General features: G+C 64.5%; 16 protein-coding genes and 1 pseudogene. 9 read left to right on the top strand and 8 right to left on the bottom strand.

Annotated features, from left to right (window positions below):
- Positions 1-4 precede the first annotated feature (4 nt).
- From MYCSM_RS31250 to MYCSM_RS31225, 6 genes are all read right to left on the bottom strand, one after another.
- On the bottom strand, positions 5-679 hold the full coding sequence (locus MYCSM_RS31250; RefSeq protein ID WP_015310196.1) for a GntR family transcriptional regulator: 675 nt from the start codon (positions 677-679) through the stop codon (positions 5-7).
- A gap of 62 nt (positions 680-741) precedes the next feature.
- On the bottom strand, positions 742-1530 hold the full coding sequence (locus MYCSM_RS31245) for an LLM class F420-dependent oxidoreductase (RefSeq protein WP_015310195.1): 789 nt from the start codon (positions 1528-1530) through the stop codon (positions 742-744).
- 194 nt (positions 1531-1724) lie between these two features.
- Entirely contained in the window at positions 1725-2627 is a 903-nt protein-coding gene (locus tag MYCSM_RS31240) for an alpha/beta fold hydrolase (protein WP_015310194.1), read from the bottom strand.
- Positions 2628-2637: 10 nt separating this feature from the next.
- Complete coding sequence (locus MYCSM_RS31235) at positions 2638-3714, bottom strand: inositol-3-phosphate synthase (RefSeq protein WP_015310193.1); 1077 nt, start codon at positions 3712-3714, stop codon at positions 2638-2640.
- A 46-nt stretch (positions 3715-3760) separates the two neighbouring features.
- Positions 3761-4306 carry a PadR family transcriptional regulator gene (locus MYCSM_RS31230; protein ID WP_041315396.1) on the bottom strand — a complete coding sequence of 182 codons (546 nt, stop codon included), beginning with the start codon at positions 4304-4306 and terminating at the stop codon, positions 3761-3763.
- Positions 4307-4430: 124 nt separating this feature from the next.
- Positions 4431-5291 (bottom strand): DUF1707 SHOCT-like domain-containing protein, encoded by an 861-nt coding sequence (locus MYCSM_RS31225; RefSeq protein WP_015310191.1) that lies wholly within the window; start codon positions 5289-5291, stop codon positions 4431-4433.
- A gap of 112 nt (positions 5292-5403) precedes the next feature.
- Between MYCSM_RS31225 and MYCSM_RS31220 the strand changes: the two genes are divergently transcribed.
- From MYCSM_RS31220 to MYCSM_RS31210, 4 genes are read left to right on the top strand one after another with little or no spacing between them, the layout of a single operon-like run.
- Positions 5404-5838: a DUF5318 domain-containing protein gene (locus tag MYCSM_RS31220; protein ID WP_015310190.1), complete on the top strand. Its 435-nt coding sequence runs from the start codon at positions 5404-5406 to the stop codon at positions 5836-5838.
- A gap of 26 nt (positions 5839-5864) precedes the next feature.
- The gene (locus tag MYCSM_RS38780; protein ID WP_257720722.1) at positions 5865-5999 is read left to right on the top strand and encodes a hypothetical protein; all 135 of its coding nucleotides are present in this window, start codon (positions 5865-5867) and stop codon (positions 5997-5999) included.
- Positions 5996-8290: a transglycosylase domain-containing protein gene (locus tag MYCSM_RS31215; RefSeq protein WP_041312905.1), complete on the top strand. Its 2295-nt coding sequence runs from the start codon at positions 5996-5998 to the stop codon at positions 8288-8290. The genes MYCSM_RS38780 and MYCSM_RS31215 overlap by 4 nt, the downstream gene beginning before the upstream one ends.
- Complete coding sequence (locus MYCSM_RS31210; protein WP_015310188.1) at positions 8287-9927, top strand: glycosyltransferase family 87 protein; 1641 nt, start codon at positions 8287-8289, stop codon at positions 9925-9927. The genes MYCSM_RS31215 and MYCSM_RS31210 overlap by 4 nt, the downstream gene beginning before the upstream one ends.
- 101 nt (positions 9928-10028) lie before the next feature.
- Here the strand turns inward: MYCSM_RS31210 and MYCSM_RS36815 are convergent, their stop codons facing one another.
- Both MYCSM_RS36815 and MYCSM_RS31205 read right to left on the bottom strand, forming a co-directional pair.
- On the bottom strand, positions 10029-10184 hold the full coding sequence (locus tag MYCSM_RS36815) for a hypothetical protein (protein WP_015310187.1): 156 nt from the start codon (positions 10182-10184) through the stop codon (positions 10029-10031).
- 128 nt (positions 10185-10312) lie between these two features.
- A pseudogene (locus MYCSM_RS31205) lies at positions 10313-11631 on the bottom strand (adenylate/guanylate cyclase domain-containing protein).
- Positions 11632-11773: 142 nt separating this feature from the next.
- Here MYCSM_RS31205 and rpsF point away from each other — a divergent pair.
- The 5 genes from rpsF to dnaB all read left to right on the top strand — a co-directional run bounded on the left by rpsF (position 11774) and on the right by dnaB (position 15311).
- Positions 11774-12064 (top strand): 30S ribosomal protein S6, encoded by a 291-nt coding sequence (gene rpsF / locus MYCSM_RS31200; protein ID WP_015310185.1) that lies wholly within the window; start codon positions 11774-11776, stop codon positions 12062-12064.
- 90 nt (positions 12065-12154) lie between these two features.
- A complete protein-coding gene (locus MYCSM_RS31195; protein WP_015310184.1) occupies positions 12155-12667 on the top strand; it encodes a single-stranded DNA-binding protein in 513 nt (170 codons plus the stop codon).
- Positions 12668-12709: 42 nt separating this feature from the next.
- A complete protein-coding gene (gene rpsR / locus MYCSM_RS31190) occupies positions 12710-12973 on the top strand; it encodes a 30S ribosomal protein S18 (RefSeq protein WP_015310183.1) in 264 nt (87 codons plus the stop codon).
- Positions 12974-12987: 14 nt separating this feature from the next.
- Complete coding sequence (gene rplI / locus MYCSM_RS31185; protein WP_015310182.1) at positions 12988-13443, top strand: 50S ribosomal protein L9; 456 nt, start codon at positions 12988-12990, stop codon at positions 13441-13443.
- A 485-nt stretch (positions 13444-13928) separates the two neighbouring features.
- The gene (gene dnaB, locus MYCSM_RS31180) at positions 13929-15311 is read left to right on the top strand and encodes a replicative DNA helicase (RefSeq protein WP_015310181.1); all 1383 of its coding nucleotides are present in this window, start codon (positions 13929-13931) and stop codon (positions 15309-15311) included.
- Positions 15312-15410: the final 99 nt, after the last annotated feature.

Genomic DNA, 15410 nt, shown 5'->3' with positions numbered 1-15410 from the left:
TCAATCAGAACGCAACTGCGGCGGTCGACGGCTTGAATACCCCGCGCCGTACCAGCTCACCGAGCATGATCCGGCCCATCACCTCGGAACGCTCGACGCAGGCGGCGCGCGCGGCGTCGGGATCGCGACCGTGAATGGCCGCGGTTTCGGCTTCGTAGTACGGCAGCATCTCGTCGTGGTTCCTGAGGTATGCCAACCAGAACCCACGGGGGATGAACGTCTGGGACGCGCGGATCGCCGCCTGTAATCGCGGGCCGGCGTATTCGTCGTTGATGACGCGGCGGAACTGCCACGCCGCCTCCTGAAAGGCGCGCGACTCTTTGCTGGCCCGCATGGCCTCGATCAGCAGGGCCAGCTGGTCGAGCGTCCGGGGACGGCCATCGACAGCGGCGCGGGCCGACGCGATTCCGCTCAGCAGTCCGTACAGCTCGTGGTGTTCGCGCACCACGGACTCGTCGAATCGCTCCACGTATGCGCCGCGGTGGTACTGCGTCGACAGGATCCCGTCGTGTTCGAGCTGGACCACCGCCTCCTGGATCGGGACGCGGGACAGTCCTAAATCGTTGGCGATCTCGTTGCGATCAACCCGGTCCCCCGACCGCAGTTTGCCAGTCAGCACCAGGTTGACGACATGCGAGACCACGAGGTCTTTTTCTTTGACCCCATACTTCTTGGGCATGGCGCGGTCAGCATCTCATGTAGCCGCCGCGTCGGGAGCCGTTCTGTCAGTTCAGTTTCCATTCATTGCCGACGGTCGCGCCAGCGGCACAGCGCCTCGGCCTGAGTCAGGTCGTAGTCGGGTCCGTTGACGCCGACGGTCAGCAGCGTGACGCCCAGGTCGACGAACGCGTCGGCCTCGGCCAGCAGCGCGTCGAGACCCTTGCCCTGCACGCCTGCCGAGCGCTCGATGGTCGACGGGTCGCGGCCCACGTCCGCACAATGCCGCGCAAGGATCTCCGCCTTCGCGGGGTAGGTCTCCAGCGAGGTGAAGCCGTGCCAGATGTCGGCGTACTCGGCGACCAGGCGCAGTGTCTTGCGTTCGCCTTGTCCGCCGATCAGCACGGGGATGTCGCGGGTGGGCGCCGGGTTGAGCTTGGCCAGTCGCGACTTGATGCGCGGAAAGTCGGCGGTCAGGTCGTCGAGTCTGCTGCCCGCGGTGCCGAACTCGTAGCCGTATTCGTCGTAGTCCTTTTGCTTCCATCCCGACCCGATGCCGAGGATCAGTCGGCCGTCGGCGATGTGGTCGACGGTTCGCGCCATATCGGCCAGCAGTTCAGGGTTGCGATACGAGTTGCACGTGACCAATGCGCCGATCTCGAGGCGTGATGTCTGCTCGGCCCACGCGCCGAGCATCGTCCAGCATTCGTAATGGGCGCCGTCTGGATCGCCGTACAGCGGGAAGAAGTGATCCCAGTTGAATGCGATGTCGACACCGATGTCCTCACAGCGGCGGACCGCGTCGCGGATGTAGCTGTATTGCGGGGAATGTTGCGGCTGCAGTTGCACGCCGATGCGAATGGGCAAGCTCACTGTGCTGACGCTATACGCCGATTTGTCCGTATGTAGTCGTCGCCTTCCCCCGGATGCTGCACGCACGAGAAGTCGGCAATCAGCTGGGAAGCAGTTGGTAAACAGCTGGTGGTCGATGTCAGTTTCGCCGAACGTTCGTTACCGCTCGAAAATCGGCAAAAAGTCGAGCGGTACGGAACGTTCGGCGACTGGAGCTACGCGCTTAGCACCCCGCGCAGGATTTCTACCAGGGCAGCCGGCTGGTCGCCCTGAACCGAGTGCCCGGAGTCAGCGACCACGTGCGTCCGCTGAAATCCCGGTGCCGCTTTCGCAAATGCCTCGGCGTCTTCGTCGTTGACGAAATACGAATTCGCGCCGCGCACCAGCGTTGTCGGCATCGTGATGGCCGGCACGTCGTTCCATAGTCCCTCGAAGCCGTCGCCCTTGCGAAACGAGTCGTACCGCCACGTCCAGGTGCCGTCGTCGAGCTGCTTCGAGTTGTGAAAGACGCCGCGGCGCAACGACTTCCGATCGCGATTCGGCGCCGCCGCCACCGTCACGTCGAGCATCGACTGAAAGGTCGGGAAGGTCCGGTCACCTTGAACCAGCGCGACGGTGCCCATCTGCGCCTTTGTCATCTGCTCGTGCCGTTCGGGCGCCGACGGCGTGACGTCGACGAGCACCAGTTCGGGAACCAGCTGCGGTTCGGAGGCGGCGATCCGGAGCGCGGTCAGCCCGCCCAGCGACATGCCGACCATCAGCCGCGAGTGAGGCGCCCACTCGCGCAGTACGGGTCGCAATGTCTCGGCGTTGAGCCGCGGTCCGTAGTCGCCGTCCTCGCGCCATGCTGATCGGCCGTGGCCGGGGAGGTCGACGGCCAGGGCTGGCAGCCCGAGGCCGACGATCACGGTGTCCCAGGTGTGCGCGTTCTGCCCGCCGCCGTGCAGGAACACCACCTGCGGGGGCTCGTCGCCCCACTTGAGCGCGCTGACCGGACCCGACTCGATGCGACGCACCGACGGAATCGTGTCAACGCCGATCTGTTCGGCGTTCTCGTGCAACAGCCCGAACTCGTCGAGCCCGCTCAAATCGTCGTCAGAGACTTCGGCGTTGGTCACGCCGTCGAGGCTAGCCCTCGATGAAGGTCTCCAGCTGCGCGCGAGCGATGTCGTCGGGCATCTGCTTCGGCGGGCTCTTCATCAGGTACGCAGACGCGGCCTCGACGGGTCCGCCGATGCCACGATCCTTGGCGATCTTCGCGGCGCGCACCGCGTCGATGATGACGCCCGCCGAGTTCGGCGAGTCCCACACCTCGAGCTTGTACTCCAGGTTCAGCGGCACGTCGCCGAAGGCGCGGCCTTCCAGACGCACGTAGGCCCACTTGCGGTCGTCGAGCCAGCCGACGTGATCCGACGGGCCGATGTGCACGTCCTTGGTCTTGAACTCGCGCTGCAGGTTCGACGTGACGGCCTGCGTCTTGGAGATCTTCTTCGACTCCAGCCGCTCACGCTCGAGCATGTTCAGGAAGTCCATGTTGCCGCCGACATTGAGCTGCATGGTCCGGTCGAGCTGCACGCCGCGATCCTCGAACAGCTTGGCCATCACGCGGTGGGTGATGGTCGCACCGACCTGGCTCTTGATGTCGTCACCGACGATCGGCACCCCGGCGTCTTCGAACTTCTTGGCCCACACCGGATCCGACGCGATAAACACCGGGAGCGCGTTGACGAATGCCACGCCGGCGTCGATTGCGCACTGGGCGTAGAACTTGTCGGCCTCTTCGGACCCGACGGGCAGGTACGACACCAGCACGTCGACGCTGTTCTCCTTGAGCACCTTGACCACGTCGACGGCCTCGACGTCAGAGACCTCGATGGTGTCGGCGTAGTACTTGCCGATTCCGTCGAGCGTCGGGCCGCGCTGCACGATCACGTTGGTCGGAGGCACGTCGGCGATCTTGATGGTGTTGTTCTCCGACGCGAAGATCGCCTCGGACAGGTCGAAGCCGACCTTCTTGGCGTCGACGTCGAACGCGGCGACGAACTTCACGTCCCGGACGTGATAGGGGCCGAGCCGCACATGCATCAGACCGGGCACCGTGGCCGTCTCGTCGGCGTCGTGGTAGTACTGCACGCCCTGCACAAGCGAGGACGCGCAGTTGCCCACACCGACAATCGCGACCCGCACCTCGGTGTTCTCAGTCATGACGACTCTTCCCTTCGTAATCCCTGTCGTACTAACTCGGTATTGCTTACGGCTGCTCAGCGCGTCCCTGCGCCGTTCGCTCGGCGGCTATCAGCTCGTTCAGCCACTTGACTTCCCGCTCGCTGGATTCCAAACCCAGCTGATGTAGCTGTTTGGTGTAGCGATCGAGCGAATTGCTGGCCCGCGCCACTGCTTCGCGCAGGCCCTCGCGACGTTCCTCCACCTGACGGCGGCGCCCCTCCAGAATCCGCATCCTGGCCTCGGCCGGAGTGCGGTTGAAAAACGCGAGGTGTACGCCGAACCCGTCGTCGGAGTAGTTCTGTGGACCGGTGTCGGCCACAAGCTCGGCGAAGCGCTGCATACCGGCATCGGTGAGCTGGTACACGCGGCGCGCCCGACGCACCTTCGGGATCCCCTCCGGTGCGGCGTCCTCGACGATCAGTCCATCGGCCTGCATGCGGCGCAGTGCCGGATACAGCGAACCGTAGGAGAACGCGCGGAAGGCGCCGAGCAGGCCGGTCAGCCGTTTACGCAGCTCGTAGCCGTGCATCGGCGATTCGAGCAGGAGACCCAGGATGGCGAGTTCTAGCAAACGAATCACCTCCCCGGAAGACATGAGCTTGGCCGCTACGACGGTTCGACACCTCGGGCCATAGTATCGCGCCGATATATTCGCCGCCAACAAAGGGTTGCGTACCGCTGACAGCCGATCGACGTCAGTCCGGGGGGTATTGGCTCGTGATGTTGCCCTGCGGATCGACCTCGATGCGGCCGCCCTTGTCATACGTGGTCGACACGTAGATCGAGATTCCGAGGGCGCCCGGGGTAGTCGGATCCTTGCTCGGGTCGATCGACACGTAGAGGCTCTTCACGTCCTTTTGCTCGATGCCCAGAATCTGCGGCGCGCCCCGCAACCGGCCGACGATCGCGCTTACGTCGAAGTTGCCGAGGTCGACCAGCCTCTCGTCGTCGGTCTTACCGCTTGCGGACGGATCGCCCTGCCACCCGCCGCGGTAGCTGTAGCGGAGCACGCGACGGTCGTCGTTTGGGTCTGCGCGTTCCATCACCGCATAGTCGGGGTAGATGGTCAGGCCATAACCCAAGGTGTCGCCGAACTTCATGCGCGACTGTTGCAGCAGCCCGTTCAAACCGCCCACGGAGTGCAGCAGCCGCGGAGGCGCCGACACATTCGGGGCGACGCCGTCGGTCTTGGCGCCGGGGTCGGTCTGAAAACTCAGCGGCGAGCTTGTGTTGCCGTACAGGCCCCAGCCGATGAGGATGCCGAGCACGACGAGCACGACGGCCATCGCGATGCCGATGCCTCGGCTGCGGCCGGCGCTCGTCAGCTTGGGCCGCTTCTTCAGATCGGGCAGTTGCACGGGCGCGTTGTTGGTCTGCAGGTCCGACACCAGCGACTGCAGATCGCCCAACGTCTCGGCACCGGTCGCCAGCGCAACCCTGGTTCGGTGCTCCTCCATCGACAGCTGCCCATCCGACAGCGCACTGTCGAGGATCTGGCAGGTGTCATTGCGGTCGCTGTCCTTCGCCCGGGTTCCCGCTGTATGCCGCGTCGCCACGACGATGATCGTAAGAGTTCGGTTGCTATCACCGCAGTCCAGATCGTCGGGACAGCACTGTGGCGGCGTAGTCACGCCTCGGCGGCAGCGCGGCCGACGTACTCTGGTCTCCGTGCGACTGCAGCGACAGGTGGTGGACTACGCCCTTCGGCGTCGGTCCTTGCTGGCCGAGGTGTACTCCGGCCGCACCGGCGTCTCGGAGGTCTGTGACGCCAACCCGTATCTGCTGCGAGCCGCGAAGTTCCATGGGAAGCCCAGTTCGGTGATGTGCCCGATCTGCCGCAAGGAACAGCTCACCTTGGTGTCGTGGGTTTTCGGTGACCACCTGGGGGCCGTGTCCGGTTCGGCCCGCACCGCTGAGGAGTTGGTATTGCTGGCGACCCGCTACGACGAATTCTCCGTACACGTGGTGGAGGTATGCCGCACCTGCAGTTGGAATCACTTGGTCAAGTCGTATGTGCTCGGCGCGATTCCGCCGCCAAAGAAGGGGCGTGGATCCAGGGGCACCCAGTCGGCGCGCGGTCGCGCGCGCACGGCCAGTGAATAGCGAAGGGCGCCACGAACGGTCAGCCGATGATGTCCGCCAAGGACGCGGGGCTGACGGTGCTGGCGCGCCGCCGCCTGCGCCCCCACCTCGGATACCGCCGCGTCGCCAGGACGCGCCGCCACGTCACCGACCCGCAGGGGTTCCGCCCGACGACCGATTGACCGCCGTCTTGCCGCCAGTGCGCGGCGGCCCACCTGCGCATCTGCGTGACCCGATCGACGTCGTCAAGGCCGCGCTGGATGGAACGCCGCCAACGCCGCCGCCCCCGCCTCCGCCAAGGCGCCCACCTGGTGGCGGTGGACCCCGCGGAGGGCCGCCGCCCGCGCCGAGGCCCAGCTTCAGTCGCCAGATCAACTGGAAGTGGGTGCGCCGCGCGCTCTACCTGACGGCCGCCGTCGTGATTGTGCTGCCCATCGTCACGTTCGCGATGGCCTACCTCATCGTCGACGTGCCAAAGCCCGGCGACATCCGGACCAACCAGGTGTCGACGATTCTGGCCAGTGACGGCAGTGAGCTTGCGAAAATCGTTCCGCCCGAAGGCAATCGCGTCGACGTCAACATCGACCAGATTCCGGTGCACGTACGCAACGCGGTGATGGCCGCCGAGGACCGCGACTTCTACTCGAATCCCGGCTTCTCGTTCAGCGGCTTCGCCAGGGCGTTCAAGAACAACATCTTCGGCGGCGACCTGCAGGGCGGTTCGACGATCACCCAGCAGTACGTCAAGAACGCGTTGGTAGGCGACGCGCGCTCAGGTCTCGGTGGCATCGTCCGCAAAGCCAAGGAGTTGGTCATCTCGACGAAGATGTCCAGCGAGTGGTCCAAAGACCAAGTGTTGCAGTCGTATCTGAACATCATCTATTTCGGCCGCGGCGCATACGGCATCTCAGCGGCGGCCAAGGCGTACTTCGACAAGCCGGTCGAGCAGCTCAATGTCGCCGAGGGCGCGCTACTGGCCGCGCTGATCCAGCGGCCGTCTGGCCTGGACCCCGCGGTCAACCCCGAGGGCGCCGCGGATCGGTGGAACTGGGTGCTCGACGGGATGGTCGACATCGGCGCGCTGTCCAAGCAAGACCGTGCCGCACAACAGTTCCCGCCGACCGTGCCGCCGGAGCAGGCGCGCTCGCAGAACCAGACCAGCGGCCCGAACGGGTTGATCGAGCGGCAGGTCACCCAGGAACTGCTCGACCTCTTCAACATCGACGAGCGGACGCTCAACACCCAGGGTCTGCAGATCACCACGACCATCGACCCAAAGGCGCAGGCGGCGGCCGAGACGGCGGCGTCGAAGTATCTGGATGGTCAGGACCCCGACATGCGCACCGCGATCGTGTCTATCGACCCGAAAACCGGTGGCGTCAAGGCGTATTACGGCGGCACCGATGCCCAGGGATTCGACTTCGCACAGGCCGGCTTGCCAACGGGCTCGTCGTTCAAGGTGTTCGCATTGGTGGCCGCCCTGCAGCAGGGCATGGGCCTCGGGTATCAGGTCGACAGTTCGCCGGTCGAGGTCAACGGCATCAAGATCACCAACGTCGAGGGCGAAGGTTGCGGCGTCTGCAACATCGCCGAGGCGCTGAAGCGGTCGCTGAACACCAGCTATTACCGGCTGATGCTGAAGCTGAAGAACGGTCCGCAGGACGTCGCTGACGCCGCGCACAAGGCCGGCGTGGCCGAGAGCTTCCCAGGTGTCGAGCACACGCTGTCCGAGGACGGCAAGGGCGGACCGCCCAACAACGGAGTTGTGTTGGGCCAGTATCAAACTCGCGTGTTCGACATGGCGTCGGCGTATGCCACGCTCGCGAACTCAGGTGTGTATCACAAGCCGCACTTCGTGCAGAAGGTGGTCAACTCCCGGGGCGAAGTGTTGTTCGACGCCAGCCAGAACAACGACAGCGGTGAGCAACGCATCGACAAGGCGGTGGCCGACAACGTCACATCCGCGATGCAGCCGATCGCTGGGTGGTCGCGGGGCCACAATCTGGCCGGGGGCCGTCCGTCGGCCGCCAAGACCGGCACCAATCAGCTTGGCGACACCGATGCCAACCGTGACGCCTGGATGGTCGGGTACACCCCGTCGTTGTCGACGGCGGTGTGGGTGGGCACCACGGAGGGCACGAAGCCACTCGTAACCGCTTCTGGTGGGGCGGTTTACGGGTCGGGTCTGCCGTCGGACATCTGGAAGGCGACGATGGACGGTGCGCTCAAGGGCACCGACAACGAGTCGTTCCCGAAGCCCGCGGAGATCGGTGGCTATGCGGGCGTTCCGCAGGCGCCACCGCCGCCGTCGACACCCACGAGTGCGCCGCCCATCCCGTCGGAGACGGTCATTCAGCCGACGATCGAGGTGGCACCGGGCATCACGATCCCGATCGGCCCGCCGACCACCGTGCCCGCCGCCCCTCCGGTGCAGCCCGGAGGGCCACTGCCCGGACCCCCGCCGCCTCCGTGACAGAGCCCGAGCCCGAAACCGTTTCTCCGGCGAGACTCGCCGACGATCTGCGCAGCCTCGACGAGCGAGACCTGCCGAGCCGCACCGACACCATCGGTACGGCTCTTTCAGGTGTGATTGGCGGTCCCGTTGGCCGGCATGCCTTGATTGGCCGCCAGCGCTTTCTGACGCCGCTGCGGGTGATGCTGATCATCGCACTGGTGTTCCTCGCGATGGGCTACTCCACGAAGGCGGCGTGCCTGCAGACCACCGGCACCGGCACTGCTGATCAGCGGGTGGGCAATTGGCAGAACCAGCGGGCGTACTACGAGCTCTGCTATTCCGACACTGTTCCGCTCTACACCGCAGAGTTGTTGAACCTGGGCAAGTTTCCGTACAAGTCAAGCTGGATCGAGACGGACAGCGACGGCAAACCGCGCAAACAGTACGACGGCAACATCGCCATTCGGTACATGGAATATCCGGTGCTGACCGGCATCTACCAATACGTGTCGATGGCGCTGGCCAAAACGTATACCGCGCTGACAAAGCTGGTTTCGGTGCCGGTCATCGCCGAGGTGGTGATGTTCTTCAACATCGCGGCCTTCGGTTTGGCGCTGGCGTGGCTGGTCACGGTGTGGGCGAGCGCGCGCCTCGCCGGCCCGCGACGCGTCTGGGATGCGGCGTTGGTAGCGGCGTCACCGATCCTGATCTTCCAGGCGTTCACGAACTTCGATGCCTTGGCGGTGGCTTTCGCGACGGGGGCACTGCTGGCATGGGCGCGGCGAAAACCCTGGCTGGCTGGGGCGCTGATCGGGCTGGGGGTGGCCGCGAAGCTGTATCCGCTGCTGTTGTTCGTGCCGATGGTGCTCCTCGGAATGCGTACTGGGCGACTCCGCGAGGTGGGCAAGGCCGCGATCGCCACCGTGCTGACCTGGCTGGTGGTGAACCTGCCGGTCATGGTGTTGTTCCCGCGTGGATGGTCGGAGTTCTTCCGTCTCAACACTCGTCGCGGTGACGATATGGACTCGCTCTACAACGTGGTGAAGTCGTTCACCGGCTGGGGCGGTTTCGATCAGCACCTCGGTTTCTGGCAGCCGCCAACAGTTCTCAACGCGGTGACTGCCGTATTGTTCGTATCCTGTTGCATCGCAATCGGTTACGTCGTTCTGACGGCCAAACAGCGACCGCGACTGGTGCAGGTGGCTTTCCTGGTGGTGGCGGCGTTCCTGGTGACCAACAAAGTGTGGAGTCCGCAGTTCTCGCTGTGGCTGGTGCCGCTCGCGGTGCTGGCGCTGCCGCATCGCCGGATCCTGCTGGCCTGGATGACCATCGACGCGCTGGTGTGGGTGCCTCGAATGATGTTCCTCTACGGCGAGCAGAACCGCGGGTTGCCCGAGCAGCCATTCACCGTGACGGTGCTGCTACGCGACGCCGCGGTGATTGTGCTGTGCGCCTTGGTCATTCGTGAGATCTACCGGCCCGAGCTCGACTTGGTCCGCTGCCGTGGACAGGTCGATGACCCGTCGGGCGGAGTGTTCGAGCATGCGCCTGATGACCCGCCGCGGTGGCTGCCGGACTGGTTGCGCCCGCAGGCTGGCCGGACCCGTGTGACACCCGCGCCTGAACCGGAACCCGAACTCGCGGAAGCCAAGTAGCCCCGCCGAATAGCCCAGTCGCCGCGGACTTCACGTGTATGCGAGTCTCGATCCGAAGGTTCAGGACGGGCGCGCGGTCGGCTCGGATCGGTCCAGCTGTACTAGAACCAGACTTTTCGGCCGCCGACCGGGCGACCAACGGCGCCGAGGATCCACAACACGATGCCGATCACAACGAGGATGCCGCCGATGGTGTACAGGATGGACAGACCGGTGAAGTAACCGATCACCAAAAGGATGATGCCGAGCACGATCATGGTTGGGTCCGATCTGCCTAAACGGATGTGGGCAAGAGTGGGGTTGCCACATCCGTCAATTCCAAACGTCGCCACCGTCAGGAGTCTGCATGCGCAAGGGCTTTGGCAGGTATCGGCGCTGCAAGGGGTCAAAGAGACGCGACGGCGAACAGGTGCCACTCGCCGGGCACACCCTTGAGTTGGTGTGTGCCTCGGTCATCGAATTCGAGGCCTGACCCGATGACGAGGTCGCGCAGGGTTCTGGACACGAGAACATCGTTCGGGCCGGCGAGGGCGCTCACTCGTGCGCCGATGTGCACTGCGATGCCGCCGATGTCATCGCCGCGGATCTCGCATTCGCCGGTATGCAGCCCGGCGCGCACGTCAAGGCCTAACGCTTGGACCGCGCCGCGAATTCCCATGGCGCAGCGGATCGCTCGCTGGGGGCCGTCGAACGTCGCGAGGAATCCGTCTCCCGCCGTGCTGATTTCGCGGCCGCGGAAGCGTTTGAGTTGGGCTCGGACGACGGCGTCATGGGCATCGAGCAAGGCGTGCCAGTCACGGTCGCCGATTTCCGCGGCGCGACGCGTCGAGTCCACGATATCGGTGAACAGCACCGTGGCGAGCACCCGGTGTCGACGACGTCAGGCTGCTCACCGGTCAGGAACTCCGCGATCTCGTGAAAAGAATCGCGCCATGGCTCGAAGGTGTGAAATACGTTGCGCCCAGGTATTTCGACGTATTTCGCACCCGATATGCGATCAGCGACATCCTTGCCCCACTCGGGCGGGATCAGCGGGTCGTCGGTGTGGTGGACGACGAGCGTCGGGACGCGAACAGCGGGGAGCAAAGCCCGAACGTCCATTTCGGCCATGAGCGGCATCATGGAAGCAGCGGTTGCCGGGCTTGCCGACAGACGTTCAAACCGAGCCGCGGCCGCCCGGACCTCCTCGTTCCACGGCATATCCGGGCTCAAGACGTGCTGCATCTCCCCAGTGCCCCACACGTCGACCATGGCGGCGAGGATCTGCTCTTGTGTGGGTCCCTCGGCGCGCTCAGCCGTTGGATTCGCATAGACCTCGAGCGCGATGAGCGCGGTTGTGCGCGATCGGTGTGTCGCTGCGAATAGTGCCGCCGTCGCCAACGCGCCGGCGCCGGCGTAGAGGACCGCCTCGCGACTACCGAGATCGTCGAGCACCGCGCCGACGCTGTCTGCCCATTGTTCCAGGGTCGGCAGCGCGCCCGACGTGACGGGATCAGAGGCCCCCGTACCCGGCTGGTCGAAGAGGATCAGCCGGCCAATTGACGCCATCGCCTCGACCCATCCCCGAATGAACGGCACCTCCGGAAGGACCTCACAGTTGCTGAACCACGTCGGGACGAAGACGATGTCGCGAGCCCCTTCGGGCGACGCGCGATAGGCAACCCGCAAGTCCCCGTTCAGCGCATATCGCGTCTCGGAGAACATGGCGGAAGTGTAAGCACGCCGAGCAGGACGATTTCGCAGATCAGCGGGCGTTCCTGTAGCCTGGGCCGGTTGCCGACGCAGGCGACCCTCCTGCCACGGAACGACCGTGGCCGACTAGACCGTAGGAGGTGATGGGTTCCTCATGCGTCCATACGAAATCATGGTCATTCTCGACCCCACTCTTGACGAGCGCACCGTGGCTCCGTCGCTGGAGACGTTCCTCAACGTCATCCGCAAGGACGGGGGCAGTGTCGACAAGGTCGACATCTGGGGCAAGCGCCGGCTGGCGTACGAGATCGCCAAGCATGCCGAGGGCATCTACGCCGTCGTGGATGTGAAGGCCGAGCCCGCGACGGTGTCCGAGCTCGACCGTCAGCTGAACCTGAACGAGTCCGTGCTGCGGACCAAGGTGCTGCGGACCGACAAGCACTAGTCCCGAACAGGCTGTAAGCGTCGGGGTGCTTCCGTAGGCTCGCCTGCGACCGCTCCCAAGAGCTACACCGCCAAATCCCAGGAGGAACTCGTGGCTGGTGACACCACCATCACCGTTGTCGGAAACCTAACCGCCGACCCGGAACTGCGCTTCACCCCATCGGGTGCGGCCGTCGCGAACTTCACCGTCGCGTCGACGCCGCGCATCTACGACCGCCAGAGCGGGGAGTGGAAGGACGGCGAGGCGCTGTTCCTTCGCTGCAATATCTGGCGTGAGGCCGCTGAGAACGTGGCCGAAAGCCTGACCCGTGGGTCGCGGGTGATCGTGCAGGGCCGGCTCAAGCAGCGCTCGTTCGAGACCCGTGAGGGTGAGAAGCGCACCGTGGTCGAGGTCGAGGTCGACGAGATCGGTCCCTCGCTGCGGTATGCGACCGCCAAGGTGAACAAGGCGAGCCGCAGCGGCGGCGGTGGCGGTGGATTCGGCGGCGGCGGTGGCGGCGGGGCTTCCCGCGGTGGCGGCACGGAAGCCAAGGCCGACGACCCGTGGGGCAGCGCCCCGGCGTCGGGCTCGTTCTCCGGCAGCGACGACGAACCGCCCTTCTGACAACCAACTTTCAATCAGTAATACCCAGAAAGAGATAGACACATGGCGAAGGCCAGTACAAAGCGGCGCCCCGCGCCCGAGAAACCAATCAAGACCCGTAAATGCGTCTTCTGCTCCAAGAAGGGCAAGGGGCAGAACATCGACTACAAGGACACCGCACTGCTGCGTACCTACATCAGCGAGCGCGGCAAGATCCGTGCCCGCCGCGTGACCGGTAACTGCGTGCAGCACCAGCGCGACATCGCGATCGCTGTGAAGAACGCCCGCGAGGTGGCGCTGCTGCCCTTCAGCTCGTCGACGCGATAAGGCAGGACATAAAGATGAAGCTGATTCTTACTGCAGAGGTCGACCACCTTGGGGTGTCCGGCGACATCGTGGAGGTCAAGGACGGCTACGGCCGCAACTTCCTGTTGCCGCGCGGACTGGCGATCGTCGCCTCGCGCGGCGCGGAGCGTCAGGCCGAAGAGATCCGTCGGGCCCGCGAGGCCAAGGCAGTGGAGGGCCTCGAGCACGCCAAGGAACTCAAGTCGGCCCTCGAGGGCCTCGACGCTGTCGAGCTGTCCGTGAAGTCGGCGGGCGACACCGGAAAGCTGTTCGGCTCTGTGACCGCTGCGGACGTCGTTGCCGCGATCAAGAAGGCCGGCGGTCCGAATCTGGATAAGCGCACGGTCCAGTTGCCCAAGGCGCACATCAAGTCGGTGGGCACGTACGCGATCACAGTGCGGCTGCACCCTGATGTGAACGCCACGGTGTCTTTGAGCGTCGTCGCGGGTTAATTACCTCAGCGACAATTCGGCCGGGTGAAGACCATGATTGGCCTTCACCCGGCCGTTGCTGTGCACCCTGGCGAACATCGGTGGGCACTCGCCCGGCAGCGAAGCTAACGAGCTGTTAACCTCCGCGGCCCTTGCACGAAACACAACACGCCCGAGATCGCAACCCGGGCCGACACGCCGGGGCAATTGCCATCCACAGGTGTGAACAGGGGTTATCGTGCGGCTATCTGCGCGGATACACCAAAGAAAGTCGGTTGTGCACAGGTTTTCCCCAACGACTCAACATGCCTGTACAGACCTATCCACACCCCATCCACAAGTTCATAAACAGGGTCACTTTATGGCCGCCCCAGCAACGTCTAGCGTTGGCCGTCGCAGGCTCGGATCGATGGCTTGCTAGGGGGAGATGTCGGTCGACGCCCCTATAGTCCGAGTGGCAGACTATCGAATGTATGTTCGATTAGCGGAAAGGGGTGAGCCGCTCCGTGGCTGTCGTCGATGACCTTGGCCATTCGGGTATGGACGTTCCGCCGCCCAGTGAAGACTTCGGTCGTCAGCCCCCGCAGGACAACGCCGCCGAAATGTCCGTCTTGGGCGGCATGCTTTTGAGCAAGGATGCCATCGCCGACGTGCTGGAGCGGCTCCGCCCCGGCGACTTCTACCGTCCCGCGCATCAGAACGTTTACGACGCCATCCTCGATCTCTACGGCCGCGGTGAGCCTGCCGACGCGGTCACGGTGGCCGCTGAGTTGGATCGCCGGGGTCTGCTGCGCCGCATCGGCGGCGCGCCCTATCTCCACACGCTGATCTCTACGGTGCCGACCGCGGCCAATGCGGGCTATTACGCGGGCATCGTCGCGGAGAAGGCTCTGCTGCGCCGGCTGGTCGAGGCCGGCACCCGCGTGGTGCAGTACGGCTACGCGGGCGCGGAGGGTGCGGACGTCGCAGAGATCGTCGACCGCGCGCAGGCAGAGATTTACGACGTGGCAGAAGGCCGCGCTTCGGAAGACTTTGTGCCGCTTGAGCAATTGCTTCAGCCGACAATGGACGAGATCGACGCGATCGCGTCTCAAGGCGGCCTTGCGCGCGGTGTGCCAACAGGTTTCGTGGAGCTCGACGACGTGACCAACGGCCTGCACCCGGGCCAGATGATCGTCATTGCGGCTCGACCTGGTATGGGGAAATCGACTCTGGGATTGGATTTTCTGCGGTCGTGTTCGATCAAGAACCGGATGGCGAGCGTCATCTTCAGTCTCGAAATGAGTAAGTCCGAGATCGTGATGCGCCTGCTGTCGGCGGAGGCGAAGATCAAGCTCGCGGACATGCGCTCTGGTCGGATGAGCGACGATGACTGGACACGGCTCGCGCGACGGATGAGCGAAATCAGCGAAGCGCCGTTGTATATCGATGATTCGCCAAACCTGATGATGATGGAGATCCGCGCCAAGGCACGTCGGCTTAAGCAGAAGGCCGACTTGAAACTGATCGTGATCGACTATCTGCAGCTGATGACGTCGGGCAAGAAGGTCGAATCGCGCCAGCAAGAAGTATCCGAATTCTCAAGGCAGCTCAAGCTATTGGCGAAAGAGCTTGAGGTACCTGTAGTCGCGATGAGCCAGCTGAACCGCGGACCGGAACAGCGCACCGACAAGAAGCCGATGCTGTCGGATCTCCGTGAATCGGGAGCAATCGAGCAGGATGCGGACATGGTCATCCTGTTACACCGGCCCGATGCCTTCGAGCGAGACGATCCACGTGGTGGCGAAGCGGATCTCATTGTGGCCAAGCACCGTAACGGCCCGACGAAAACGATCACCGTCGCGCATCAGCTGCATCTGTCGCGCTTCACCAACATGGCCAAGGCGTAATCGCATTCTGCGTGGCAGCACTGCTGCTGCGGCTTGCTGTAAGTTCTCAAACTCGGTGTCATGTTCTCATCCGAGATGCCATGCCGAAGGCACATATGA

The organism is Mycobacterium sp. JS623, from assembly GCF_000328565.1.
GTDB lineage: Bacteria > Actinomycetota > Actinomycetes > Mycobacteriales > Mycobacteriaceae > Mycobacterium.
This window is presented reverse-complemented; position numbering and strand designations above follow the sequence as displayed.